20 protein-coding genes are annotated in these 26,935 nt (G+C 54.0%); 6 read left to right on the top strand and 14 right to left on the bottom strand.

The window, feature by feature from the left end; genetic code table 11:
* The first annotated feature begins 20 nt into the window (after positions 1-20).
* Together malT and ACOXYR_RS23070 are read left to right on the top strand one after the other, a co-directional pair.
* Positions 21-2,726 (top strand): HTH-type transcriptional regulator MalT, encoded by a 2,706-nt coding sequence (gene malT, locus ACOXYR_RS23075; protein ID WP_421356412.1) that lies wholly within the window; start codon positions 21-23, stop codon positions 2,724-2,726.
* Between the two features lie 185 nt (positions 2,727-2,911).
* A complete protein-coding gene (locus ACOXYR_RS23070) occupies positions 2,912-4,270 on the top strand; it encodes a glycoside-pentoside-hexuronide (GPH):cation symporter (RefSeq protein ID WP_189624033.1) in 1,359 nt (452 codons plus the stop codon).
* A gap of 69 nt (positions 4,271-4,339) precedes the next feature.
* On the opposite strand, the gene ACOXYR_RS23065 is transcribed toward ACOXYR_RS23070, so the two are convergent.
* The 3 genes from ACOXYR_RS23065 to glpE are packed head-to-tail and all read right to left on the bottom strand — an operon-like array spanning position 4,340 to position 6,339.
* Complete coding sequence (locus tag ACOXYR_RS23065) at positions 4,340-5,104, bottom strand: DeoR/GlpR family transcriptional regulator (RefSeq protein ID WP_108476576.1); 765 nt, start codon at positions 5,102-5,104, stop codon at positions 4,340-4,342.
* Positions 5,105-5,122: 18 nt separating this feature from the next.
* Positions 5,123-5,953, bottom strand: a complete 831-nt coding sequence (gene glpG / locus ACOXYR_RS23060; RefSeq protein WP_108476575.1) for a rhomboid family intramembrane serine protease GlpG — start codon at positions 5,951-5,953, stop codon at positions 5,123-5,125.
* A 56-nt stretch (positions 5,954-6,009) separates the two neighbouring features.
* Complete coding sequence (glpE, locus tag ACOXYR_RS23055; protein ID WP_015962658.1) at positions 6,010-6,339, bottom strand: thiosulfate sulfurtransferase GlpE; 330 nt, start codon at positions 6,337-6,339, stop codon at positions 6,010-6,012.
* A 201-nt stretch (positions 6,340-6,540) separates the two neighbouring features.
* On the opposite strand from glpE, the gene glpD reads away from it, so the two are divergent.
* Positions 6,541-8,049 (top strand): glycerol-3-phosphate dehydrogenase, encoded by a 1,509-nt coding sequence (gene glpD, locus ACOXYR_RS23050; protein WP_421356413.1) that lies wholly within the window; start codon positions 6,541-6,543, stop codon positions 8,047-8,049.
* Positions 8,050-8,121: 72 nt separating this feature from the next.
* Here glpD and glgP read toward each other — a convergent pair whose 3' ends face one another.
* From glgP to asd, 6 genes are all read right to left on the bottom strand, one after another.
* Complete coding sequence (glgP, locus tag ACOXYR_RS23045; RefSeq protein WP_407731718.1) at positions 8,122-10,569, bottom strand: glycogen phosphorylase; 2,448 nt, start codon at positions 10,567-10,569, stop codon at positions 8,122-8,124.
* Between the two features lie 17 nt (positions 10,570-10,586).
* Positions 10,587-12,020, bottom strand: a complete 1,434-nt coding sequence (glgA, locus tag ACOXYR_RS23040; RefSeq protein ID WP_108476572.1) for a glycogen synthase GlgA — start codon at positions 12,018-12,020, stop codon at positions 10,587-10,589.
* Complete coding sequence (gene glgC / locus ACOXYR_RS23035) at positions 12,020-13,315, bottom strand: glucose-1-phosphate adenylyltransferase (RefSeq protein ID WP_108476571.1); 1,296 nt, start codon at positions 13,313-13,315, stop codon at positions 12,020-12,022. The genes glgA and glgC overlap by 1 nt, the downstream gene beginning before the upstream one ends.
* Positions 13,316-13,369: 54 nt before the next feature.
* Positions 13,370-15,346 (bottom strand): glycogen debranching protein GlgX, encoded by a 1,977-nt coding sequence (gene glgX, locus ACOXYR_RS23030; protein ID WP_415728858.1) that lies wholly within the window; start codon positions 15,344-15,346, stop codon positions 13,370-13,372.
* Positions 15,343-17,529 carry a 1,4-alpha-glucan branching enzyme gene (glgB, locus tag ACOXYR_RS23025; protein ID WP_350436249.1) on the bottom strand — a complete coding sequence of 729 codons (2,187 nt, stop codon included), beginning with the start codon at positions 17,527-17,529 and terminating at the stop codon, positions 15,343-15,345. Before glgB ends, glgX begins: the two co-directional genes overlap by 4 nt.
* Positions 17,530-17,787: 258 nt before the next feature.
* The gene (gene asd / locus ACOXYR_RS23020; RefSeq protein WP_108476568.1) at positions 17,788-18,894 is read right to left on the bottom strand and encodes an aspartate-semialdehyde dehydrogenase; all 1,107 of its coding nucleotides are present in this window, start codon (positions 18,892-18,894) and stop codon (positions 17,788-17,790) included.
* A gap of 232 nt (positions 18,895-19,126) precedes the next feature.
* On the opposite strand from asd, the gene ACOXYR_RS23015 reads away from it, so the two are divergent.
* Together ACOXYR_RS23015 and ACOXYR_RS23010 are read left to right on the top strand one after the other, a co-directional pair.
* On the top strand, positions 19,127-19,720 hold the full coding sequence (locus ACOXYR_RS23015; protein ID WP_108476567.1) for a YhgN family NAAT transporter: 594 nt from the start codon (positions 19,127-19,129) through the stop codon (positions 19,718-19,720).
* A gap of 262 nt (positions 19,721-19,982) precedes the next feature.
* The gene (locus ACOXYR_RS23010; protein ID WP_421356414.1) at positions 19,983-20,936 is read left to right on the top strand and encodes a hypothetical protein; all 954 of its coding nucleotides are present in this window, start codon (positions 19,983-19,985) and stop codon (positions 20,934-20,936) included.
* A gap of 48 nt (positions 20,937-20,984) precedes the next feature.
* Here the strand turns inward: ACOXYR_RS23010 and gntU are convergent, their stop codons facing one another.
* The 5 genes from gntU to ACOXYR_RS22985 form a co-directional block, all read right to left on the bottom strand.
* A complete protein-coding gene (gene gntU / locus ACOXYR_RS23005; RefSeq protein ID WP_108476565.1) occupies positions 20,985-22,325 on the bottom strand; it encodes a gluconate transporter in 1,341 nt (446 codons plus the stop codon).
* Positions 22,322-22,855, bottom strand: a complete 534-nt coding sequence (gntK, locus tag ACOXYR_RS23000; protein WP_108476564.1) for a gluconokinase — start codon at positions 22,853-22,855, stop codon at positions 22,322-22,324. The genes gntU and gntK overlap by 4 nt, the downstream gene beginning before the upstream one ends.
* Before the next feature lie 135 nt (positions 22,856-22,990).
* Positions 22,991-23,986 carry a gluconate operon transcriptional repressor GntR gene (gene gntR, locus ACOXYR_RS22995; RefSeq protein ID WP_015962646.1) on the bottom strand — a complete coding sequence of 332 codons (996 nt, stop codon included), beginning with the start codon at positions 23,984-23,986 and terminating at the stop codon, positions 22,991-22,993.
* Positions 23,987-24,088: 102 nt separating this feature from the next.
* Complete coding sequence (locus ACOXYR_RS22990) at positions 24,089-24,784, bottom strand: pirin family protein (protein WP_108476563.1); 696 nt, start codon at positions 24,782-24,784, stop codon at positions 24,089-24,091.
* Between the two features lie 121 nt (positions 24,785-24,905).
* Positions 24,906-25,943 carry an oxidoreductase gene (locus tag ACOXYR_RS22985; RefSeq protein ID WP_421356415.1) on the bottom strand — a complete coding sequence of 346 codons (1,038 nt, stop codon included), beginning with the start codon at positions 25,941-25,943 and terminating at the stop codon, positions 24,906-24,908.
* 402 nt (positions 25,944-26,345) lie between these two features.
* Here ACOXYR_RS22985 and yhhY point away from each other — a divergent pair, with 402 nt between their 5' ends.
* Positions 26,346-26,849: an N-acetyltransferase gene (yhhY, locus tag ACOXYR_RS22980; RefSeq protein ID WP_421356416.1), complete on the top strand. Its 504-nt coding sequence runs from the start codon at positions 26,346-26,348 to the stop codon at positions 26,847-26,849.
* Positions 26,850-26,935: the final 86 nt, after the last annotated feature.

Below are 26,935 nucleotides of genomic sequence, written 5' to 3'. Positions count from 1 at the left end.
CTCACAGTGAAGTGATTGCTATGTTGATTCCGTCAAAATTAAGTCGACCCGTCCGTCTTGAACACACAGTGATTCGGGAACGGCTGCTGGCGAAGCTTTCAGGCGCGAACAATTATCGTCTGGCGCTGATCACCAGCCCTGCAGGTTATGGCAAGACGACGCTCATTTCACAGTGGGCGGCGGGAAAAAACGAACTGGGTTGGTACTCTCTTGATGAAGGGGATAACCAGCAGGAACGGTTCGCCAGCTACCTTATCGCTGCGATTCAGCAGGCGACGGGCGGCCATTGCAGCGCCAGTGAAAACATGGTGCAAAAACGCCAGTATGCGAGCCTGTCGTCACTGTTTTCGCAGCTTTTTGTCGAGCTGAGCGAATGGCAGAAACCGCTGTATCTGGTGATTGATGACTATCACCTGATCACCAACCCGGTGATCCACGACGCCATGCGCTTTTTCCTGCGCCATCAGCCGGAAAACCTGACGCTGGTCGTTCTGTCGCGTAATTTACCGCAGTTGGGTATCGCCAACCTGCGCGTACGCGACCAGTTACTGGAAATCGGCAGCCAACAACTGGCCTTTAACCACTCTGAAACCAAACAATTCTTCGACTGCCGCCTCACCTCGCCTATCGAGTTGGCTGAGAGTGGCCGTCTGTGTGACGACGTTGCCGGTTGGGCAACGGCGTTGCAGCTGATCGCCCTGTCGGCGCGTCAGCGTAATAACGCCACGCAGCACTCCGCCCGCCGTCTCTCCGGCATTAACGCGAGCCATCTGTCCGATTATCTGGTTGATGAAGTGCTCGATAACGTGGAGCCTGCCACGCGTAATTTCCTGCTCAAAAGCTCACTGCTGCGCTCCATGAACGACGCGCTCATTGTGCGCGTCACCGGCGAAGAAAATGGCCAGATGCGCCTGGAAGAGATTGAGCGTCAGGGGTTGTTCCTGCAACGCATGGATGACTCCGGTGAGTGGTTTAACTATCACCCGCTGTTCTGTAGTTTCCTGCGCCAGCGCTGTCAGTGGGAACTGGCGACAGAGTTACCCGATATTCATCGCGCCGCCGCCGAAAGCTGGATGACGCAAGGCTTCCCGAGCGAGGCGATTCATCACGCCCTTGCGGCGGGCGATCCAAAAATGCTGCGCGATATCCTGCTGAATCACGCCTGGGGTCTGTTCCATCACAGCGAACTCGCGCTGCTGGAAGAGTCGCTCTCCGCCCTGCCGTGGGAAAGCCTGCTGGAAAACCCACGTCTGGTGCTGTTACAGGCATGGCTGATGCAGAGCCAGCATCGCTATAGCGAAGTTAATACCCTGCTGGCGCGTGCCGAGCAGGAGATGGACTTCGAGATGGACAAAGCCCTGCATGGCGATTTCAACGCCCTGCGCGCGCAGGTGGCAATCAACGACGGCGATCCGGAAGAAGCCGAACGTCTGGCGATGGTTGCCCTTGATGAGCTGCCGCTGGCAAGCTTCTACAGCCGTATCGTCGCCACTTCAGTGCACGGCGAAGTGCTGCACTGTAAAGGGCAACTGGGTCAATCGTTGTCTGTAATGCAGCAAACGGAGCAGATGGCGCGCCGTCATGATGTCTGGCACTACGCCCTGTGGAGCCTGATTCAACAAAGTGAAATTCTGTTTGCCCAGGGCTTTTTACAGGCCGCCTGGGAGTGCCAGGAAAAGGCATTCCAGCTGGTGCGCGATCAGCACCTCGAACAACTGCCTATGCACGAGTTCCTGCTGCGCATTCGCGCGCAGTTACTGTGGGCGTGGGCGCGTCTGGACGAGGCTGAAGCCAGTGCGCGTACCGGCATGGACGTGCTGGTTAACTATCAGCCACAGCAGCAGCTTCAGTGCCTGGCCCTACTGGTGCAATGTTCTCTGGCGCGCGGCGATCTCGACAATGCTCGCAGCCATCTGAACCGTCTGGAAAATTTACTCGGCAATGGCCCGTATCACAGCGACTGGGTCTCTAACGCCGACAAAGTGCGCGTCATTTACTGGCAAATGGTCGGCGATAAAAAATCCGCCGCCAACTGGCTGCGCCATACGCCAAAACCGGCATTCGCCAACAACCACTTCCTGCAAAGCCAGTGGCGCAACATCGCCCGTGTTCAGATCCTGCTCGGCGAATTTGATGCCGCTGAAATGGTGCTGGAAGAGTTGAACGAAAATGCGCGTTCGCTGCGTCTGATGAGCGATCTCAACCGCAACCTGCTGTTGTTGAATCAACTGTACTGGCAGGCCGGAAGGAAAAATGAAGCCCAGCACGTGCTGCTGGAAGCACTGACGCTGGCCAACCGCACCGGGTTTATCAGCCACTTTGTGATTGAAGGTGAAGCGATGGCGCAGCAACTGCGCCAGCTAATTCAGCTCAACACGCTGCCGGAACTTGATCAGCATCGCGCTCAGCGTATCCTGCGCGAAATCAATCAACATCATCGGCATAAGTTTGCGCATTTTGACGAGAACTTCGTCGAACGTCTGCTGAATCACCCGGAAGTGCCAGAGCTTATCCGTACCAGCCCGCTCACTCAGCGTGAATGGCAGGTGCTGGGTCTAATCTACTCCGGCTACAGTAATGAACAAATTGCCGGTGAGCTGGACGTCGCCGCCACCACCATCAAGACGCATATTCGTAATTTGTACCAAAAACTGGGCGTAGCGCATCGTCAGGATGCAGTACAGCATGCGCAACATCTGCTGAAAATGATGGGATATGGTGTTTAATATATTTGGATGGTGAATTACACGCCATCCGAATATATTATATATTAATTTCCACGCCCAGGAAGAGATAGCTACGTCACATTAGAGAAGAAACATAAATCAGAAGTGAAAAATTAGAATATTTCTTCTTCGCCCCACCTTTTATAACTACCACGCGAGTTGGCACGTTATAAAAGGGTGAATATATGTCGGCATTAACCGAAAAAGTCAGTGCTAAAGAGAAATTTGGATTTGGTTTGGGCGATGCTGCAAGCCATATCGTTTTCGATTCCTCTGTTGCTATTCTGGCGTACTTCTACACAAATATTTATGGCTTACCCCCAGCCGTTATGGGGACATTATTTTTAGTCGTCAGAGTTCTTGACGCTATTACCGATCCGATCATGGGGGCCATTGCAGACCAGACAAAAAGTCGCTGGGGTCGTTTTCGTCCATGGCTGTTAATTATCTGCGTACCGTTTGCCGTTAGCTGTATTTTGGTTTATTCCACGCCAGACTTCGATCAGACCGGAAAAATTATTTACGCCGTTATCGCCTATATATTTATGACATTAATGTATACCGCGATTAATATTCCTTACTGCTCGCTCGGCGCAGCCATTACTGCCGATCCGTCAGAAAACCTCTCGCTGCAATCCTGGCGTTTTGCCATCGCGCCTATCGGCGGTGCAATGGGTACAGCGTTGATTCTACCGCTGGCAGACTTCCTCGCACCGGGCGATCGCGCAAGCGGTATGCAATGGGCGATGGGAATATTTGGCGTGATTGGTTGCATTATGTTCCTCATCTGCTTCCTGACCACCAAAGAACGTATTGAGCCGGTGAAAGAAGAAAACCTGAATATTCTGCGCGACGTGAAAATTCTGGCGAAAAACGATCAGTGGTGGATTCTGTCGGTTTATAATCTGGCAATGCTGTGTGGTGTGGTTGTGCGCGGCAGTTTACTGGTCTATTTCGTGCAATATATCCTCAATCAGGGTAGCAGCGTTATTTCCATGTTTATGCTGGCGACAACGGTCGCTGCGGTGGTCGGAAGCCTGGCCGCGAAACCATTGGGTTCAAAAGTATGTAAAATCCGCGCGTCTGTGTGGGTAAACATTCTGAGCGCCTTAATTGGATTGCTGTTCCTTGTATTGCCGAGCGAATACTGGATCCCTGCATTTATCGTTCACATTATTCTGAACGTATTACAGGGTATTAACGCGCCGCTACAGTGGTCAATGATCACCGACGCCAACAACTATGGCGAATGGAAAACCCAGCGTCGTATTACGGGTATGAACGTCGCAGCGAATATCTTTATCATCAAACTGGGCGTGGCAATTGGCGGGGCGCTCACCGGCTGGGGTCTGGCTTTCTATGGCTATCAGGCTGGCGTCGAGCAGCAGTCTGCCGAAGCAATTCGCGGCGTACTGATTCTGTTCACCGTGCTACCGGCTATCTTCTATCTGATTACCGCAATTTCCATTCGCTTCTATCAGCTGACGGAAGACAAAATGAATACCATCGTGACTGACCTGAGCAAAGGGCAGTTCCAGATGTAATCGATGCCTCCGGCCTACAAGCACTCCGTAGGCCGGATAAGGCGTAGCCGCATCCGGCAATTCTCACCGTTACTCCCGACACAACTCCAGTTGGATGTTATGTTCGGCAATCACCTTCATCACCCCATCCGGCGGCAGGGTATCTGTATAAACCGCATCGACCATGCTGATACTGCCCATATTCACCATCGCATTACGGCCAAACTTAGAATGGTCGACCACCAGCATGACATGGCGCGAGTTCTCAATAATGGCGCGCTTGGTGCGCACTTCATGGTAATCAAACTCAAGCAGCGAACCGTCGCTGTCGATACCGCTAATCCCCAGAATGCCGAAATCGAGGCGGAACTGGGAGATAAAATCGAGCGTGGCTTCCCCGATAATTCCACCGTCACGGCTACGCAATTCGCCGCCAGCAAGGATAATACGGAAATCCTCTTTCACCATCAGTGTGTTCGCGACATTGAGGTTGTTAGTAACGATACGCAGGTCGCTGTGATTCAGCAGGGCGTGAGCGACCGCTTCCGGTGTGGTGCCGATATCGATAAACAGCGTAGAGCCGTTAGGGATTTCGCTTGCCACCTTGCGGGCAATGCGCTCTTTCTCCGCCGTTTGCGTCGATTTTCGGTCGTGCCACGAAGCGTTTACCGAGCTTGATGGTAACGCCGCACCGCCGTGGTGGCGCAGGATCATCTTCTGCTCCGCAAGGTCGTTCAGGTCGCGGCGGATGGTTTGTGGACTAACGGAAAAGTGCTCCACCAATTCTTCAGTGCTGACATAGCCCTGCAATTTAACCAGCTCAATTATCGCGTCATGACGTTGTGTTTGTTTCATGGTGAGTCCCTGAAAAATTTACGCGCGCTTTCGCGCATTTAGCGTATCGACAAACGCCATCGCCAGACCGACCACCAGGCCGGTAACATGTGCGCCATTGGCAATCGACATGCCAAAAAGATCAAACCAACCGGCAACCAGCCAGACCAACGAAAAGATAATCAACCCACGCTGCAGGTAAATTCCGCTGTCCGGATCGCGCTCGCCGCGCAGCCAGACGTACCCCATCAGCGCATACACCACGCCAGACAACCCGCCAAACCAGGGGCCGCTAAACTGATGCTGTATAAAACCGCTCAACAGCGCGCTGATGGCGGTAATCACCACCAGTTTACCGCTGCCAATGCGTTTCTCCACTGCCCCGCCGAGATACCACCACCACAGCAGGTTAAACAAAATATGTAGCACCGAGAAATGCATCAGCGCGTGGCTAAAGTAGCGCCAGGCTTCAAACTGCACTGAACTGTCATAGGGCCATGCCAGCCAGATCATCACAGCCTGATCGCCCACCACGTTCATCAGGACGAAAACCAGAATACAGGCGATCATCACCGCCATGGTCACCGGCCCCGCGTTCGCTTTCAGCGTTTCGAGGAACGGGAAACGACGATAGTGCAACCCGCTATTGGTGTGGCCCGCTTGCCAGCTCGCCGCCAGATAACGCGGATCTGCCGGGTTTTCCAAAAAGCGGGTCAACTCGGCACGCACGCGTTCGGCCTGGCTTTCATCGGCGAGCCAGACATCACTCTGAGTATGTTGTTGTATTGTCAGGATAACACCCTGCGTCGCCATGTAGTCCACAAAGGCCTGGGCAACGCGTGGGTTAGTAAAAGAGGTGATCATCAACATGCAGAGGGTCGCTTATTCCACACAAAGGGGGACAGTATAACATCGCATTCAAATGCCTAAAGCGCGATGTGCTCAACCTCAGCCGGGAAGTGGCGATGCCAGGCGTCGAAGCCGCCGTCCACGCTATACACTTCATCATAGCCCTGCTGTAACAAATATTGCGCCGCGCCCTTGCTACTGTTGCCGTGATAGCACATCACCATCACCGGCGTGTCAAAATCATTATCGCGCATAAACGCGCCCAGCGTATCGTTGGTCAGATGAAACGCGCCCGGCGTGTGGCCCAGCGCATAGCTCTGCGGGTCACGAATATCTACCAGCACCGCGGTCTGCTGGCGTAATTTCTGGTGCGCTTCTTCTACATTGATACACACAAACTGTTCCATGGTTTTTCATCTCTTTATTGCAGGTGGGCGAACTCACGCCATTTTACCGCCAAGTGTACGTCCTGACGGCAGTGAAACGCCAATATGTTACACACATCACTGTAAATTGTTTTTTTGATGTTACCAAACGCGCGTTTGTTTGCTATTATTTTCGTTATCGAGCATTATTGAGCTATAACGAAAGTGAACGAGGTAGCGAGCATGGAAACCAAAGATCTGATTGTGATAGGTGGCGGGATCAACGGCGCAGGGATCGCAGCGGATGCCGCCGGACGCGGATTATCCGTTTTGATGCTGGAAGCGCAGGATCTGGCATGCGCCACCTCCAGCGCCAGTTCTAAGCTCATCCACGGCGGCCTTCGCTACCTTGAACACTATGAATTTCGCCTGGTGAGTGAAGCGCTCGCCGAGCGTGAAGTGCTGTTAAAAATGGCACCGCATATCGCTTTCCCGATGCGTTTTCGTCTGCCGCATCGCCCGCATCTGCGACCGGCGTGGATGATTCGCATTGGTTTGTTTATGTACGATCACCTGGGCAAACGCACCAGTTTGCCGGGGTCAACCGGTTTGCGTTTTGGCGCAGAATCGGTACTTAAGCCAGAAATCGTGCGCGGATTCGAATATTCCGACTGCTGGGTTGACGATGCGCGCCTGGTATTAGCCAACGCGCAGATGGTGGTGCGTAAAGGCGGTGAGGTACTGACTCGCACGCGCGCGACTTCCGCTCGCCGTGAAAATGGCCTGTGGATTGTTGAAGCGGAAGATATCGATACCGGCAAAAAATACACCTGGCAGGCGCGTGGCCTGGTTAACGCCACCGGCCCGTGGGTGAAGCAGTTCTTCGATGATGGTATGCACCTGCCCTCGCCTTACGGCATCCGCCTGATTAAAGGCAGCCATATTGTGGTGCCGCGCGTCCACACGCAGAAACAGGCGTACATCCTGCAAAACGAAGATAAGCGAATTGTGTTCGTGATCCCGTGGATGGATGAGTTTTCGATTATCGGTACGACCGATCAGGAGTACCACGGCGATCCGAAAAATGTCGAAATCGATGAAGGGGAAATCAGCTACCTGCTGAAAGTGTATAACGCACACTTCAAAAAACAGCTGGGGCGTGACGACATAGTCTGGACTTATTCCGGTGTGCGTCCGCTTTGTGATGATGAATCGGATTCACCGCAGGCTATTACCCGCGACTACACGCTGGATGTGCATGACGTCGATAACCAGGCGCCGTTGCTTTCAGTCTTTGGCGGGAAACTCACTACCTATCGTAAGCTTGCCGAGCATGCTCTGGAGAAACTGGCACCGTATTACAAAAATATCGGCCCGGCGTGGACTAAAGGCGCAACGCTGCCCGGCGGAGACATCAACGGCGACCGCGATGATTACGCCGCAACCTTACGCCGCCGTTATCCGTTTATCAGCGAATCGCTGGCGCGTCATTTTGCGCGCACCTACGGCAGCAACAGCGAACTGTTACTGGGTCAGGCGAAAAGTGTGGCTGATTTAGGTGAAGATTTCGGTCATGAGTTTTATGAAGTTGAACTGCGTTATCTGGTTGAGCATGAATGGGTACGCCGCGCCGATGACGCGCTGTGGCGCAGGACCAAGCAGGGAATGTGGCTGAACGCCGAACAGCAGTCGCGCGTGGCGCAATGGCTGCTGCAAAATGCGGGAAAGCGTGAACTGTCGCTGGCGTCTTAATAGCAATATCGCCGGACGCCGGTTTATCAATGTACTGAAGGGGCCGATTGGCCCCTTCATATTTTTAGTCCACTACAACCTTACCGGGTCAATATGCCAGATATTTTTGGCATATTCCTGAATCGTGCGGTCAGAAGAGAAGTAGCCCATATTGGCGATATTGTGCATCGCTTTAGTCGTCCACTCTTCCGGATTACGGTACAGCTCATCCACTTTATCCTGCGTGTCGATATAGCTGCGGTAATCCGCCAACACCTGATAGTGGTCGCCAAAGTTGATCAGAGAGTCGACCAGGTCGCGGTAGCGCCCCGGCTCTTCCGGGCTGAATAGCCCACTGCCGATTTGTGTCAGCACCTGATGCAGCTCTTCGTCCTGCTCGTAGTAGTCACGCGGTTTGTAGCCGTTCCGGCGCAGTTCTTCCACTTCTTCGGCGGTGTTGCCGAAGATGAAGATATTGTCTTCGCCCACTTTCTCCTGCATCTCAACGTTTGCGCCATCCAGCGTGCCGATGGTGAGCGCGCCGTTCAGGGCAAACTTCATGTTACTGGTGCCGGAGGCTTCTGTGCCTGCCAGCGAGATCTGCTCGGAGAGATCGGCGGCCGGAATGATCACCTGTGCCAGACTCACGCTGTAGTTCGGCACAAACACCACTTTCAGCTTATCGCCGATTTGCGGATCGTTGTTGATCACATTGGCAACATCGTTGATCAGGTGAATGATGTGCTTCGCCATGTAGTACGCCGATGCCGCTTTCCCGGCAAAGATGTTAACGCGCGGCACCCAATCGGCGGTTGGCTCGGCCTTGATGCGGTTGTAACGGGTAATCACGTGCAGCACGTTCATTAACTGCCGTTTGTACTCGTGGATACGCTTGATCTGCACATCAAACAGCGCGTTCGGGTTAACCACCACGTTAAGATGCTGGGCAATCGCCGCGGCCAGGCGTTTTTTGTTTTCCAGCTTGGCGCGATGCACCGCCTGATTCACCGTCGGATAATCGATATGCTGCTCAAGCTCACTAAGCTGGCTAAGATCGGTACGCCAGGTGCGGCCAATGTTCTCATCCAGAACCTCTGACAGTGGCGGATTCGCCAGGGCCAGCCAGCGGCGCGGCGTAACACCGTTCGTCACGTTGGTAAAACGCATCGGGAAGATCGTGGCGAAATCGGCAAACAGCGATTGCACCATCAGGTTGGAGTGCAACTCAGACACGCCGTTTACCTTGTGACTGGCGACAACCGCCAGCCACGCCATCCGCACGCGGCGACCATTAGACTCATCAATGATAGAGGTACGGCTCAGCAGCCCCATATCCTGCGGGTATTGCTCTTGCAGGGTTTTGAGGAAGTAGTCGTTGATTTCAAAGATGATTTGCAGGTGACGCGGCAGAATTTTACCCAGCATGTCGACCGGCCAGGTTTCCAGCGCTTCGCTCATCAGCGTGTGGTTGGTGTAGGAGAAGACCTGACAGGTCACCTCAAACGCGTCGTCCCAGCTGAATTTGTGCTCATCAATTAACAGGCGCATCAGCTCAGGAATCGACAGCACCGGATGGGTGTCATTGAGGTGAATCGCGATTTTGTCCGCCAGGTTGGCATAGGTTTTATGCAACTGATAGTGACGGCTCAAAATATCCTGGATGGTGGCCGATACCAGGAAATATTCCTGACGCAGGCGCAGTTCACGGCCCGAGTAGGTCGAGTCATCCGGATAAAGAACGCGCGAGACGTTTTCCGAGTGGTTTTTGTCTTCCACCGCCGCGAAGTAGTCGCCCTGGTTAAATTTACCGAGATTGATTTCACTGCTCGCCTGGGCGCTCCACAGACGCAGTGTGTTGGTCGCGTCGGTGTCGTAGCCGGGAATGATTTGGTCGTAGGCTTCGGCTATGATCTCTTCGGTTTCGACCCAGCGGCTCTTTTTGCCTTCCTGCTGGATACGACCACCAAAGCGCACTTTGTAGCGGGTATTGTGACGCTCAAACTCCCACGGGTTACCGTATTCCAGCCAGTAATCCGGTGATTCTTTCTGGCGACCGTCAACGATGTTCTGGCGGAACATACCGTAGTCATAACGAATACCGTAGCCACGCCCCGGCAGGCCGAGAGTGGCGAGAGAATCCAGGAAGCAGGCCGCCAGTCGGCCCAAGCCGCCGTTGCCGAGCCCTGGGTCGTTTTCTTCGTCGATCAACTCTTCGAGGTCTAACCCCATCCCTTCCAGCGCGTTTTTGACATCTTCGTAAATGCCGAGGGATAACAGCGCGTTGGAAAGGGTGCGGCCAATCAAAAACTCCATCGACAGGTAATAAACCTGTCGCGTTTCCTGAGAAAGCTGTGCGCGGTTGGAGCGCAACCAGCGCTCCACCATACGGTCACGCACCGCAAACAGCGTGGCGTTCAGCCACTCGTGTTTATTGGCAATGGCCGGATCTTTCCCAATCGTGAACATCAACTTATAGGCAATAGAGTGCTTGAGAGCCTCAACGCTAAGGGTCGGTGATGCATAGGTAAATGGTGCATTCATAGAAATGATTCCTGTGATTACATCAAGCGTTGATAAAGCTCGCGGTAAGAGTGCGCCGCGACTTGCCAGCTAAAATCCACGCTCATCGCCTGACGCTGTACATAGCGCCAGAGTGATGGGCGAGACCACAACACGAAAGCACGCCGGATGGCTCTTAATAGCGACCAGGCATTACTGTCCTCAAAGACAAAACCGCTGGCGACGCCATCGGCCAGGTTTTCCAGTGAACTGTCTGAGACGGTATCTGCCAGACCACCAGTACGACGCACAAGCGGTAGCGTGCCGTACTTCAGGCCATAAAGCTGCGTTAAGCCGCAAGGCTCGAAGCGGCTTGGCACAAGAATGACGTCGGCACCGCCCATAATGCGGTGCGAGAAGGCTTCGTGATAGCCTATCTGGACGCCAACCTGCCCCGGATGCTCCGCCGCAGCCGCAAGGAAGCCCTCCTGCAGAACAGGATCGCCGGCACCCAGCAGCGCCAGTTGCCCGCCTTGCTCCAGCAAGCCCGGTAAAGCTTCCAGAACCAGATCCAGACCTTTCTGGCTGGTTAATCGGCTGACAACAGCAAACAGCGGCACTTTATCGTTAACATTAAGGCCCATCGCAATTTGTAGCTGGCGTTTGTTTTCCGCTTTCTCCTCAAGAGTATCGCGGTTATAGCGCGACGCCAGCAGTAAGTCCTTTTCCGGACTCCATACGTTGTCATCCACGCCGTTCAGGATGCCGGAAAGTCGGCCCTCCTGGTGGCGCTGGCGCAGCAATCCTTCCATGCCATAAGCAAACTGCGGCTCGGTAATTTCCCGTGCATAGGTTGGGCTCACCGCCGTGATGTGATCGGCGTAGTAAAGCCCGGCTTTCAGGAACGAAATCTGGCCGTTAAACTCCAGCCCGTGCATGTTGAAGAACGACCACGGCAGGTCGATGTCATTCATGTGGTGCGCATAGAACATGCCCTGATAGGCCAGGTTATGCACCGTAAATACCGACTTCGCCGGTCGGCCACGCGCCGCGAGATACGCCGGAGCCAGCCCCGCGTGCCAGTCATGCGCGTGCACCACTTCCGGGCGCCAGAACGGGTCGAGCCCGCAGGCCATTTCACAGCCTACCCAGCCCAGCAGCGCAAAGCGCAGGACGTTATCGGTGTAGGCATGCAGGTTAGTGTCGTGGTACGGGCTCCCTGGGCGGTCATACAAATGCGGCGCGTCGATCAGGTAAATGCCCACTCCGTTAAAATGCCCGAACAGCAGCGAAATCGGCCCGGCAAAGGTTTGTCGACGCGTCACTACCTGCGCATCGGTGATACCCCGGCGAATATCCGGGAACCCCGGCAGCAGCACGCGCGTATCCGTTCCATCCGCAATTTGCGCTGCAGGCAGTGCACCAATGACATCAGCCAGACCGCCAGTTTTCAATAACGGGAACATCTCTGAACAAACATGTAAAACCTGCATTATCGCTCCTGTTTGACCTGCAATTTGCGCAGCATGTCACGCGTTACCAGCACAATACCCTCTTCCGAGCGGTAGAAACGGCGAGCATCGTCTTCCGCATTTTCACCAATCACCATTCCTTCTGGAATGACGCAGGCGCGGTCGATAACACAGCGGCGTAAGCGGCATGAACGCCCAACCCAAACGTCCGGTAATAAGACTGCCGAATCAATGTTACAGAACGAGTTCACGCGCACGCGCGGGAACAGAACGGATTGCACCACCACGGAACCTGAAATAATACAGCCGCCGGAAACCAGCGAGTTCAGGGTCATGCCATGGCTACCGGAGCGGTCCTGTACGAACTTCGCCGGCGGCAGGGATTCCATGTGAGTACGAATCGGCCAGTTCTGGTCATACATGTCCAGTTCGGGCGTAACGGACGCCAGGTCAAGGTTCGCTTTCCAGTACGCTTCCAGCGTACCCACATCACGCCAGTACGGTTCTGCATTCGGGTCAGACTGTACACAGGAGAGTGGGAAAGGATGTGCATAAGCCATGCCAGCTTTGGTGATTTTCGGGATGATGTCTTTGCCGAAGTCGTGGCTGGAGTTCTCGTCCAGATCGTCCTCTTTCAGCAGTTCATAAAGATAATCTGCATCAAAGACATAGATACCCATACTGGCAAGTGATTTGCCTGGGTCATTCGGCATCGCCGGTGGGTTTGCCGGTTTTTCGACAAAGTCGATAATCTTCTCGCTTTCGTCTACCGCCATCACACCAAACGCAGTTGCTTCTTCAATGGGCACCGGCATGCACGCAACGGTGCAGCGCGCCCCTTTTTCGACGTGGTCGATGAGCATGCGCGAGTAATCTTGTTTGTAGATATGGTCGCCCGCGAGGATCACCACATATTCCGCTTTATAGCGACTAATGATGTCGAGGTTCTGGGTTACCGCATCAGCGGTGCCGCGATACCAGTTTTCACCATGTACGCGCTGCTGAGCAGGCAGAAGATCGACAAACTCGTTCATCTCTTCACTAAAGAAGGACCAGCCGCGCTGAATGTGTTGTACCAGCGTGTGTGACTGATACTGTGTAATCACGCCAATACGACGAATCCCTGAGTTGATGCAGTTCGACAGTGCGAAGTCGATGATGCGGAATTTCCCGCCAAAGTGCACCGCCGGTTTCGCACGCTTGATAGTGAGATCTTTTAAGCGCGTGCCGCGGCCCCCCGCGAGGATCAGCGCAACCGTTTTATTCGGTAACTGGCGCGCCAGCATTAAGGGATCGTTTTTTTCCAGCCTAACCATGATTAACTCCTTTTGTTGCTCGTCTTCATCCGCCATCCGCGGAATGTTCAGAGCCTATGACCTTTGAAATACGCACACTCCGTGCGCGGGCCCATGCCAGACAGCCATGACGACCGGATTATCCTCTCCGGCGAAGGGGGGAACAGCGCGCCACTCCCCCTCAGGTAAAACGAGTGTAGCCACGTCGTGCGTCGCATTGAGCGTAATAAGCCAACGATGGGAAAGCAGGACTTGCATCCGCCTTACGCCGTTTTGCCACTCATCAGGATGCAGCGGTTGCGCATTCTGATTGAGCCACTGCACATTGCCGTCACCTTCTTGCCACCAGGCATCCTGCGTTAAGGCAGGGATGTTCTGGCGCAGATGAATCAGCGCGGCGGTAAATGCGGTAAGCCCGACATTGGCGTTTTCCCAATCCAGCCAGGTCAACGGATTGTCCTGGCAGTAGGCGTTGTTATTACCGTGCTGGCTGTGGCCATGTTCGTCACCGGCCAGCAGCATCGGTGTTCCCTGAGACAGCAGCAGCGTTGTCAGCAGCGCATGCACGCTGGCCCGACGGCGCTCAATAATGTCCAGGTTACCACCTAATCCTTCTATACCATGATTATTGCTATGGTTATTGCTGGTGCCGTCGCGATTTTCCTCACCGTTGGCTTCGTTATGCTTATTATTGAAGCAAACGCAGTCACGCAGCGTGAAGCCGTCGTGGGCCGTCACCAGATTCACCGCCGCCGATGGGCTGCGGCCATTTCGCGCAAAAACATCGCTGGAAGCAGCGAAACGTTGGGCAAATTCGCCCAGCGAGAGAGTCTCCTGCAACCAAAATCGGCGCATTGCATCGCGGAAATGGTCATTCCACTCCATAAACAGCGGCGGAAAATTACCGACCTGGTAACCGCCCATCCCGATATCCCACGGCTCGGCAATCAGCTTCACCGCAGAGAGAACCGGGTCGTGTTTAATCGCTTCAAACAGCGGCGCATCCTGACGAAATTCCGGCGTACGCCCCATGATGGTGGCTAAATCGAAACGAAAACCATCAACATGGCAGACATCCACCCAAAAACGCAGGCACTGGCGGGCGTACTCTACGCCACCCGGATGACTGAGATTGAGCGTGTTTCCACACCCCGTCCAGTTGTGGTAATCGCCATCTTCCCTGATCCAATAATAGCTACGGTTGTCGATTCCGCGCAGGGAGAAGGTTGGGCCATCGAGGTCAATCTCCGCGCTATGGTTCAGCACAACGTCGAGAATCACTTCGATTCCGGCGCGATGCAGCGCTTTTATCGCATCGCGAAATTCATCCAGCGCGCGCTCCGGTGAGCTGGCGTAGCGTGGTTCGAGGGCAAACATGGCCATTGGGTTGTAGCCCCAATAATTGCTTAGCCCCATGCGTTGAAGACGCGGTTCGCTGGCAAAATGCGCCACCGGCATCAGTTCCAGCGCGGTAATGCCCAGCGTGTTGAAGTAGTTGATCATCACCGGGTGTGCGAGCGCTTTGTAGGTGCCGCGAATCTCCTGCGGGATACCCGGATGGCGATAGGTCAGCCCCTTCACATGCGCTTCGTAGATGACGGTTTTACCCCACGCTGTGCGTGGCGGCGCGTCATCTTCCCACTGATAGTCCAGCGCGGTCACCACCGATTTCGGCGCGATCGCGGCGCTGTCGCTGTTATCCGGCTGCTGATACCCGCCGTGAAGGCCCGGCTCATCTTTCAGCGTGCCATCAACCCGATAGCAGCACGGGTCGATAAGCAGTTTCGCCGGGTTAAAACGATGCCCCTGCGCAGGTTCCCACGGGCCGTGGACACGATAGCCATAACGCAGCCCTGGGCGCGCTTTTGCCAGGTAACCGTGCCAGATATCGCCGCTGCGCGCGGGAAGGTCGTAGCGCGACTCGTTACCCTGCGCATCGAACACGCAGAGTTCCACCCGTTCAGCGTGGGCAGAGAAGAGCGTGAAATTTACGCCCTTGCCGTCATAGCGTGCGCCTAACGGCGTGGGTGTACCTGCGGCGAGTACGGTCATTCCCCCTCCCGAACCAGCCAGATGGTCGACAGCGGCGGCAGCGTCAGGCTCAGGGAGTGCTCACGACCATGGCTGGCAATGTGATCGCTGTGTACGACGCCGCCATTTCCGGCGTTGCTGCCGTGATAGTGCGAGGAGTCGGTATTCAGCTCTTCACGCCAGCGGCCTGGCTGATTGATACCGAAACGATAATTGTGGCGCGGTACGGGCGTAAAGTTGCTGGCGACAATCAGTTCGTTGCCCTGCTTATCACGGCGCACAAAGATAAACACCGACCGCTCGTGGTCATCGACAACCAGCCATTCGAAACCGTACGGGTCGAAGTCGAGCTCGTGCAGTGCTTTATGGTGGCGATAAGTGTGGTTCAGGTCACGCACCAGACGCTGAACGCCGTGGTGCCAGTTGTCGCCGCCTTCCAGCAGATGCCAGTCGAGGCTGCCGTCATGGTTCCACTCACGCCCCTGCGCAAATTCGTTGCCCATAAACAGCAGCTTTTTGCCCGGGAACGCGAACAGCCAGCCGTAGTAGGCGCGCAGGTTGGCAAACTTCTGCCACGCATCGCCCGGCATACGGTCAAGAATTGATTTTTTACCGTGGACGACTTCATCATGCGACAACGGCAGCACGAAGTTTTCCGTATAGTTGTACAGCAGACCAAAGGTCATTTTGTCGTGATGATACTGACGATATACCGGGTCAAGCTTCATGTAATCGAGCGTGTCGTGCATCCAGCCCAGATTCCACTTATACCAGAAGCCCAGACCGCCGGAGTCCTGCGGGCGCGAAACGCCGGGAAAATCGGTCGACTCTTCCGCCATACTCACCGCGCCGGGTACCTGCTCGCCCAGCACGCGGTTGGTATTTCGCAGGAATTCAATCGCTTCGAGGTTTTCGCGGCCACCAAATTCATTGGGGATCCACTCACCTTCTTTACGGCTGTAATCGCGGTAAATCATGGAAGCCACCGCATCCACGCGCAGCGCGTCAATGCCGAAGCGTTCGACCCAGTAGAGCGCATTGCCCTGCAGGTAGTTGCTGACTTCGCGGCGGCCATAGTTGTAAATCAGGGTATTCCAGTCCTGATGGTAGCCTTCACGCGGGTCATCATGTTCGTAGAGTTTGGTGCCGTCGAATTCCGCCAGCGCGAAGTCATCCGACGGGAAGTGGCCAGGCACCCAGTCGAGAATCACGTTCAGGCCCGCAGCGTGTGCGGCATTGATAAAGTAGCGGAAATCTTCACGCGTACCGAAACGGCGGGTTGGCGCGTACAGCCCGGTCGGCTGATAACCCCAGCTACCGTCGAAGGGATGCTCGTTAACCGGCAGCAGTTCCAGATGGGTAAACCCCATCCATTTCGCGTAGGGCACCAACTGATCAGCCAGTTCGCGATAGCTCAGCCAGAAATTGTTATCCGTATGACGACGCCAGGAACCGAGATGCACTTCATAGATAGAAATCGGCGCATCGAAGCCATTCGCCTTCTTACGCTCTTCCGTCTGCACCACTTTGTCCGGCAGGCCGCAAATCAGCGATGCCGTTTCCGGGCGCATCTGAGCTTCAAAGGCGTAAGGATCGGCTTTGATGCGAAGCTGGCCGCGCGCGTCGATCATTTCAAATTTGTAGAGCTGACCGTTATGCGCGCCGGGCACAAACAGTTCCCATATACCGGTTTCTTTACGCAGACGCATTGGGTGACGACGGCCATCCCAGTAGTTAAACTGCCCGACCACAGAGACGCGGCGGGCGTTAGGCGCCCACACCGAGAACCGCGTGCCGGTAACGCCGTCCATTGTGTCGGCATGCGCGCCCAGCGTTTCGTACGGGCGCAGGTGCGTACCTTCAGACAACAGCCACGCGTCCATCTCCTGCAACAGCGGGCCGAAACGATACGGGTCATCGATCAGATTCTGCTGGCCGTGCCAAACCACCGCCAGTTGATAACGAAAAGGATTTTTACGTCGCGGCAGAACGCCGCAAAAGAAACCGCGCGAGTCTAAACACTCGAGCTTACCGACTTTACGCCCGGTTTTCGGTTCGATAACCCAGACATCAGTCGCATCAGGTAAAAGCGCCCGGACTTCCAGCCCTGCTTCGGTGCTATGCATCCCCAGAACGGAAAAAGGATCCGCAAAATGGCCAGCAATTAGCGCGTTAATCACGTCTCTATCAATACGATCGGACATGGTTCATCATCCTGTTATATGAGTGTCGTCTCGTTCCAGTCATGTGGACGACATTTTTGACCTGCACGGCGCAGCACAATGTGCTTCCTCTCTGCCCCGCCCAACCTTCAGCCAAGGTCGCAAAAATTTAACCTTGCTTACAGCATAGCCAACGCTTTATTGAACCTCTGAGAAAAATGAATACATTCGCGTTTACTCCTTGTAGTACGCAAAACCTATCAGATGTAAACAGGGGGGCATAAAGCCCCCCTGAGAATATTAAGCCAGCTGACGCAACATGCGGCGCAGCGGTTCTGCTGCCCCCCACAATAACTGGTCGCCAACCGTAAAGGCTGAGAGATACTCCGGCCCCATGTTTAGTTTACGCAGACGCCCAACCGGCGTGGTCAGCGTGCCGGTGACCGCCGCAGGAGTCAGCTCGCGCATGGTGATGTCGCGATCGTTCGGGATGACTTTCGCCCACGGGTTGTGAGCCGCCAGCAGCTCTTCAACGGTAGCGATAGAGATATCTTTTTTCAGCTTCAGCGTGAAAGCCTGGCTGTGACAGCGCAGCGCGCCGACACGGACACAAAGGCCATCAACCGGAATGGTGGACGCGGTAGCGAGGATTTTGTTGGTCTCAGCCTGGCCTTTCCACTCTTCACGGCTCTGGCCGTTATCAAGCTGTTTGTCGATCCACGGGATCAGACTGCCTGCCAGCGGAACGCCGAAGTTATCGACCGGCAGGTCGCCGCTGCGCGTCAACGCCGTAACTTTACGTTCGATATCGAGAATGGCGGAAGCCGGGTTCGCCAGTTCATCAGCGACGTGATTGTGCAGTAGCCCCATTTGAGTCAGCAGCTCACGCATATGACGCGCGCCGCCGCCGGAAGCTGCCTGATAGGTAGCAACGGACGCCCACTCTACAAGGTCATTCGCAAACAGGCCGCCTAAGGACATCAGCATCAGGCTGACGGTACAGTTGCCGCCCACAAAGGTTTTCACGCCGTTGTTCAGGCCATCGGTGATGACTTTCTGGTTAACCGGGTCAAGAATGATAATGGCGTCGTCTTTCATGCGCAGCGAAGAGGCCGCGTCAATCCAGTAGCCCTGCCAGCCGCTTTCACGAAGCTTTGGATAGATTTCGTTGGTATAATCGCCGCCCTGGCAGGTGACAATAATGTCCAGGGCCTTCAGCGCGTCAAGATCGTAAGCATCCTGCAGCGTACCACCGCTGGTGGTGCCAAAAGACGGCGCCGCCTGCCCAAGCTGGGAGGTGGAGAAGAAGACCGGGCGAATGGCGTCGAAATCTCGCTCTTCCACCATGCGTTGCATGAGTACAGAGCCGACCATTCCACGCCAGCCGATAAAACCAACATTTTTCATAACGTTTTTTTCCTGCAGAGATGTGCTGTTAATGTCACCAGATCCGGTGCGACATCCTTCACATTACAAAAAGCAGCCAAAGTCGCAAGTGAAATTAATCAATGATTGCGCAGCAATCAGAAATGCAACTTATTACCCCCATTTTGGGAGCCAACACGCGCCACTTCGGAAACCGTTCCATCGGTCACGTGTTAAGCAGAAAATCCGTAATAATTATCAGGGAATTTTGGTTATGAATGAAATCTTTTCTGCATCGGTTTTATTGATCCTGATTATGGATCCATTAGGAAACTTGCCGATTTTTATGTCGGTATTAAAACACACGGAACCCAGGCGCCGCAGGGCGATCATGATACGTGAGCTTTTAATCGCACTCCTCGTCATGCTGATTTTTCTGTTCGCGGGCGAGAAGATTTTGGCCTTTTTGAACCTGCGTGCCGAAACGGTTTCTATCTCTGGTGGCATCATTCTGTTTTTGATTGCCATTAAGATGATCTTTCCCAGCAGCTCCGAAAACAGTTCCGGTTTACCGGCGGGTGAAGAACCTTTTATTGTGCCGCTCGCCATCCCGCTGGTCGCCGGGCCGACGCTGTTGGCCACGCTCATGCTACTGTCGCATCAATATCCCAACAATATAAGCCACCTCGTTATCGCCCTGCTCATCGCCTGGGGCGGCACGGTGGCTATTCTGCTGCAATCATCGCTATTCTTACGCCTGCTGGGCGAGAAAGGCGTGAACGCGCTTGAGCGCCTGATGGGGCTGATTCTGGTGATGATGGCAACGCAGATGTTCCTGGATGGGATTCGGATGTGGATGAAGGGGTGAAGAGTTGACCCACTGACAATAAAAAACCCCGGAGCCATTGAGATGATTCCGGGGTTATATCCTTTCGCCTGATATCGAAGAACTGGCACCACGACAAGGTGGGAGAAGAACTCTCGATTGGCTGCCAGACAAGTTTAGCTATTCAGAACGTACGCATCAAGATATCTCCCTCCTTTCCAGGCGAAGGTGAGTGTCCCGATCTGGACATATGTAACCTGATTCTTCTTTGAAATAATGGGGAAAACTGTCAGAGTTCTCCATCATGCCCGAAAACTACGATTATGCTGAACCCACTCGCTTACTAAGTACGGTGCGCCTGAGCAGCTACAAATCCTCCTTTCAACCTCAAAATGATGCCCAGCTTTTCGGTGCCTATTGCTGGAATCTTGCTGTCGTCAGCGCGTTTTATCCATTGCTACAAATGGTCGAAGTTTGCCTGCGTAATACGCTTAATCAGGTAGCCGCTGCGAAGTATCAAAGACATGATCAGGCGTTATGGTTTTCGGTCATCCCAGCCTGGCAAGATCACGATTTCAGTGGTTGCGAAGGCAAAGCGGAACAAGTTCGTAAATTTTGCGACAATATCAAAATTGCGACGAAAAGCGCCAAACGAAATCTTGAAGGAAAAGGGATTACGAACCCCGCCCCCACGCTTGACCAGATTATCTCTCAGAGCGATTTCTCAACATGGGAATACCTTCTTGATAAGCATTTTTATGATGGCGCTGACAAACGCTTTCTGTGGCCTCATGAATTGACGAAGGCCTTTCGGAAACTCCCACGACTCTCGGGCAGCAAAAATCCGATGTTTCATCAACGCGATATCATTCGCAGAAGGATAGAAGAAGTGCGCGCCTTCAGGAACCGTATCTCCCATAACGAACCCGCCTGGCGGATGGGTGAGGTTAAAAACCGGCAGGATGTTATTGCAGGGCTGACTGAAAAACTGGAAAAGATTCTGGAACTGGTATTCTGGATCTCTCCAAAATTTAGAAAATATGTGGCAGATATCGGCGTAGAGTCTCGAGTTCGTCAGGTACTCAACATCCATGAACTCGATAGGTATATGCAGCTCTATAAACGTCAAAATATCAGACAATTAAGAGAATTAAGCGAACTTCTAACGTTCTCGAATAGCCAAAATTTACGTTGCTACTTCATGCTCGACGATACGCCAGGCATCCTTTCACCTTGTACAACGTCGCTCTTACAATAAAAAAGGGCTTCCATCAGGAAGCCCTTTCGCAATAACGTTCTGTACAACCTAGCTCAGCAGGGTAAACGCAATCATACCGACAATCGCGCCCACGGTACCGAGGATGGTTTCCATCATGGTCCAGGTTTTCAGTGTCTGTGCTTCGGTGGCATTCGTAAACTTACCGAATAACCAGAAACCGGCGTCGTTCACGTGGCTGACAACAATGGAGCCACCCGCGATACAGATAGACAATGCCGCCATCTGCGCGCCGTTGTAGTTCAGTTGTTCGATAACTGGCATCACCAGGCCAACCGCCGTTAAGCAGGCAACCGTTGCGGAACCCTGAATGATACGTACCGCAGCCGCCAGGATGAAGCAGGTCAGCGCAATCGGCAGACCCATACCGGTCAGTGCTTCGCCCAGTGCCGGGCCCACGCCAGAATCAACCAGAACCTGTTTGAACACACCGCCTGCACCGATAACCAGCAGGATAATGCCCGCAGGTTGCAGCGCGTGACCACAAATTTCCATCACTTTGTCTTTCGCCATGCCCTGGCGATACGCCAGACCATAAATGGCAACCAGGCACGCAATCAGAATTGCAGTGAAGGGGTGACCGATAAATTCAAACCATTCGTACGCGGTAGAACCTTCAGCAACAAAGCGTGCGGCGATGGTTTTCAGACCGACCAGCACCAGCGGCAGCAGGATCAGCGCCAGGCTGAAACCGAAGGATGGCATTTTGCCTTCGCCCAGGTGCGGCTCGGTGATGTCTTCCGGAATGCTCAGCTCAACGTAGCGGCTGATGAAGTTGCCCCACAGCGGGCCCGCAATGATCATGCCCGGGATTGCCGCGCACAGACCAATCAGAATCATCCAGCCGAAATCAGCGTGCATCTGGGACGCCAGCAGCATGGGCGCAGGCCCAGGCAGCAGGAACGCCGCCGCAGCAGCAACACCGGCGAACAGCGGGATCACCAGTTTCACCAGGTTAGTCCCGGTGTGACGCGCCATAGAGAACGCGACGCTAATCAGCAGCACAATCGCCACTTCGAAGAACAGCGGCAGCGCACAAATCAGACCGGCCAGGCCAATCGCGTAGTGTGCGCGATTATGGCCAAAGGATTTCAGCATTTTGACGGCAATCTGATCGACTGCGCCCGTTTCATGCAGAATTTTGCCGAACATCGCGCCCAGCGCGACCACGATAGCCAGGAAGCCCAGCGTACCGCCCATCCCTTTCTCCATGGTTTGCGCGATTTTAATCAGCGGCATCCCCGAGAAAAGACCTGCTCCAATAGAAACCACCATCAAAGCCAGGAAGGCGTGCATACGCGCCTTCATGACTAAAAACAACAGCAGCAGAACGGAGCCGACTGCTGTTAAAACCAGCGTTAAAGTTGTCACGCGTTACTGCCTTTGTTAATCACTTCAATAGTACTGTTGATAACGCCTTCCAGCGGCTGATCGATATCAACCACCAGCACATCGCGTTCATCAGCGCTCGGTTCCTGCAGCGTTTCGAACTGCGTCACCAGCATTTGCGTTTTGAAGAAGTGGCCTTTACGTGCTTTCAGACGGCTTTCGATCAGGTCGAAATCGCCTTTCAGGTACACGAAGGAGAGATTCGGGTTACCTTCACGCAGAATGTCGCGGTACGCTTTTTTCAGCGCAGAGCAAACAATCAGGGAAACTTTGTTAGTACGCTGCATCGCAAATGCGGCATCGTTCAGGGCCTGCAGCCACGGTTTGCGATCGTCGTCGTTCAGCGGTTCGCCGGAGGACATTTTGACGATGTTGCTACGCGGATGAAGGAAATCGCCATCAAGAAACGCGGCATTCAGTCGATGCGCCACTTCACTGGCGACTGCGGATTTACCACTGCCAGATACGCCCATCAGAACGTAGACATGGTGATCATGATTAGTCGTGCTCAAAGCGTCCTCCTGCTGGACACAAGAATTTGTTACGGGTAACTGTTATCGGTAACATTGTCATGCCGGGCCAGTGGAGAAGCAATCACCATTCGTGCCGGAAATGAATATGTGTGATCTAGTTCAAATTTGTCAGGGCTAAATTGAACCGCCCGGTGACAAAGTGAAACCTAAATCTAACATTTTAGGCGTAACTGCTTCACCTCGGATCCGTGCTAACAGGCGTTCCGCGCCGATGCGGCCCATGCGCTCACGCGGCGTCAGGACGCTTGCCAGGCGGGGCTCCATCACTTGCCCGATGTCATGGCCGTGGAAACCGGCGATGGCGATATCATCAGGGATACGCAATCCCAGACGTTGGCACTCAAAGGATGCGCCTACCGCAAGGTCATCGTTGGTACAGAAGATGCCGTCCAACTGCGGATATTCACGACGCGCCTGACGCATCAGCTCAATCCCCGACGAGTAGGACGACGACTGCTCGACCATCACGCTGTAAGGCACCAGCCCGGCATCGAGCATTGCCTGCTCGTAACCCTTCTGTTTGATGATAGTACGTTCATCGAGACGCGCGCCAAGATAGGCGATATGGCGATGGCCGCGCGCGATAATCGCCGCCGTCATCTGCCGCGCGGCTTCGAAGTTATCGAAACCGACCGCAATGTCGAGGCACGGCGATTTGCTGTCCATCAGCTCAACGACCGGAATGCCGGCGACTTCAATCATCTTCAGGGTACGCGGCGTGTGTGAACGTTCGGTGAGGATCAGGCCGTCAATATTCCACGACAGCATTGATTCCAGCCGCTCCTGCTCCAGTTCCGGCTTATAGCCGTAGTGGGCGAGCATCGTCTGATAACCATAGGCGTCGGTCACGCTTTCAATGCCACGCAGCACTTCAGCGAAGACCTGGTTAGTTAAGGAAGGAAGGAGTACCCCAACCGCGCGGCTGGTGGCATTGGAGAGGATATCAGGAGCACGATTAGGAATATAACCCAGTTCATCAAGGGCTTGTGCAATTTTACCTCGCAGTGCGACGGAGACCTGCTCCGGATTGCGTAAGAAACGGCTGACCGTCATTTTGGTCACGCCAACGCGATCGGCCACATCCTGAAGTACGGGTCTTTTCTTTTTCATCGTCCTGAGAGAAATAAAAGTGAAACATTCCCTCAGTTTACCACGGAGATAAGAGAACCTCCCCGGTTGATTGGGGAGGTTCTCTTATTTATTTACGCATGATTATACTGGCGGCAGATCAAAGAGCAGAATTTCGCTTTCACTGTCAGCATGAACAGAAATCGCCTGCTCATCCCAAATCGCCAGGCCATCACTGGTGGTGGCTTTGGTACCATTGATGGTGACGTTACCTTTTACCACCTGAATCCACACGCGACGGTCAGCAGCAATCTGATGCACCGACTGCTCATCTTTCGCCAGCGCCCAACGATACAGTTCCATATCCTGGTGCACTTTCAGCGAACCATCACGCGCATCCGGCGACAACACCAGTTGTTTACCCTGCTCGGCGTCGAAGCGGCGCTGTTCGTAGCGCGGCGTAATACCGGTTTCTTCTGGAATGATCCAGATTTGGTACAGGCGCAGACGGTCGGTGCTGCTTGGGTTGTACTCGGAGTGACGCACGCCGGTACCCGCACTCATAATCTGGAACTCACCCGCCGGAACCTGTTCTTTGTTACCCATGCTGTCCTGGTGCTCAACGGCACCTTCCAGAACATAGGTCAAAATTTCCATATCTTTGTGCGGGTGCGTACCGAACCCCTGACCTGCGTCAATCACGTCATCGTTGATCACGCGCAGTGCCGAGAAGCCCATAAAATTCGGGTCGTAATAGTTAGCAAACGAGAAGGTATGCCAGGAATCCAGCCAACCATGATTTGCATGACCACGTTCATTTGCTTTGCGTAAGAAAATCATTTGTTACCCCCTCATGTTTTCGATGGAGTAAGTGTGGCCCTAAACCGACCGAGATGATAGTGGGTGAAAATTGACTCCTCTATTCAAAAAATGTGAACAAGAATAGAGGAGTCTTAACATCTTATCTGGCGAAGGTGATTGTGGCAGGCGAGGCCTGCTCGAAGGCGCGTTGGAGGATCTCAAGGTTAGTCAGAACGTCAGATTCCTTGACGTAATTTGGCGCCCCCTGGGTGATGGTTTGATACAGCGCATCGTAGACGCGGCCATAGTCGCCGGTCTCCGGTTTTACCTCTTCTTTCACCGTCACGCCTTCATCGTTGACGTACTCCAGCTGGCCGATGGAGTCATCAGCCGCAAAGCCCGGCTCACCCGGCATGATATTGGCTTTCAGGCTGGTTTCCTGCTGGTCGATGCCGTATTTCAGGTACGAGCCTTTGGTGCCATGCACAATAAATTTCGGGTAATCGATTTTCACCAGATGGCTGGTTTTGACGATGGCCTTCAGATCCCCGTAAAAAAGCTGCGCTTCGAAGGTGTCGTCCGGGTTGGCTTTATTCCGCAGGCTGCGGATGTCGTACGCGACGTGATCCGGGCGGCCAAACAGAGAAATGATCTGGTCCATCGTATGCACGCCCAGGCCGTAAAACGCGCCGTCCTGCGGTAATCCCGGTTTGGTTTCCGCTACCGGACGGAAGTAGTCAAAGTGGCTTTCGATTTCCACAATGTCACCGAGCTTGCCGCTTTCAATCGCTTTTTTCGCGGTGAGGAAGCAGGAGTCAAAGCGACGGTTCTGATACGGCGTTACGGTCAGCCCTTTGCTTTTCGCCAGCGCAAACAGTCCTTTCGCTTCGGCAAGCGTGGGGGTGAACGGCTTTTCAACCAGCACGTTTTTCCCGGCTTCCAGCGCACGCTTTGCGTAATCAAAATGGCTATCAGCGTGGGTACACACGACCACCAGCTTCACTTCCGGGTCATTCAGCACTTCATCCAGATCGCTGGTGAAATGAATGTGAGAATACTGCGGATGCTGCTCTTCCGGCTTCGCGCTGCGACGATAGATATGCGCTACGTGCCAGCTATCTTTGCGGTTCAGAACATAGGGAAGATGATAGCGCGTGGTACTTTTACCAAAACCAATGAATGCACAGTGTAGGGCCATGATGTCGTCCTTTAAAGGTATCTGGTTACACCATAGCGCAAAGTGAAGAGAGACAAAATGAGGAAGTTTGGCGAAGAAATGGCACAAATGCCCGCGCAGCAACCGGAGCGTACTTAATGTACGTGAGGATGGCGAGCACAGCCCGGGAACAAAATGGCAAGTAAGCCAGGCTGGAACACACCCCAAAAAAAAGCCAGCACGAGGCTGGCTAAAGTAATACTGGAAGCAATGTGAGCAATGTCGTGCTTTCAGGTTCTCCCTCAGGGGTCTTCCTGAATGCAGGACAATAATAATCATTCTCATTCGCACTTGTCCAACACTTTTTGCAAAAAATGTCAGTTGACTCCGCTTTTAAAGTCAATGATGTTGAAAGGGATAATCACCCCACGGAGGAAACAAGGAATGAGTGAGATAGTAATACGCCACGCCGAACCGAAAGACTACGCTGCCATTCGGCAGATCCACGCCCAGCCGGAGGTGTATTACAACACGCTACAGGTTCCTCATCCTTCTGAGCAGATGTGGGAAACGCGGCTGGCCGACCAGCCCGGCATCAAACAGCTTGTCGCCTGCATTGACGACACCGTGGTCGGGCATCTGTGCATCGACGTGGCGCAACGCCCTCGCCGCAGTCACGTGGCTGATTTCGGCATTTGCGTTGATGCGCGCTGGCAAAACCGCGGCGTCGCCAGCGCCCTGATGCGCGAGATGATTGATATGTGCGACAACTGGCTGCGCGTGGAGCGTATTGAGCTTACGGTATTCGTCGATAACGCCCCGGCGGTTGCGGTGTATAAGAAGCACGGATTTGTAATTGAAGGCACCGGGAAGAAGTACGGGCTGCGCAACGGGGAATATGTGGATGCGTATTTTATGACGCGTGTGAAAGGAATGAGTGCGGCCTGATGCCCTCACCCCGGCCCTCTCCCACAGGGAGAGGGAGAATCGGTCCCCTTTCCCTTGAGGGAGAGGGTTAGGATGAGGGAGGCAAA

Source organism: Pseudocitrobacter faecalis (assembly GCF_965231525.1).
Lineage (GTDB): Bacteria > Pseudomonadota > Gammaproteobacteria > Enterobacterales > Enterobacteriaceae > Pseudocitrobacter > Pseudocitrobacter faecalis.
The sequence above is the reverse complement of the archived record's forward strand: the minus strand, read 5'-3'. Positions and strand labels throughout refer to the sequence as shown.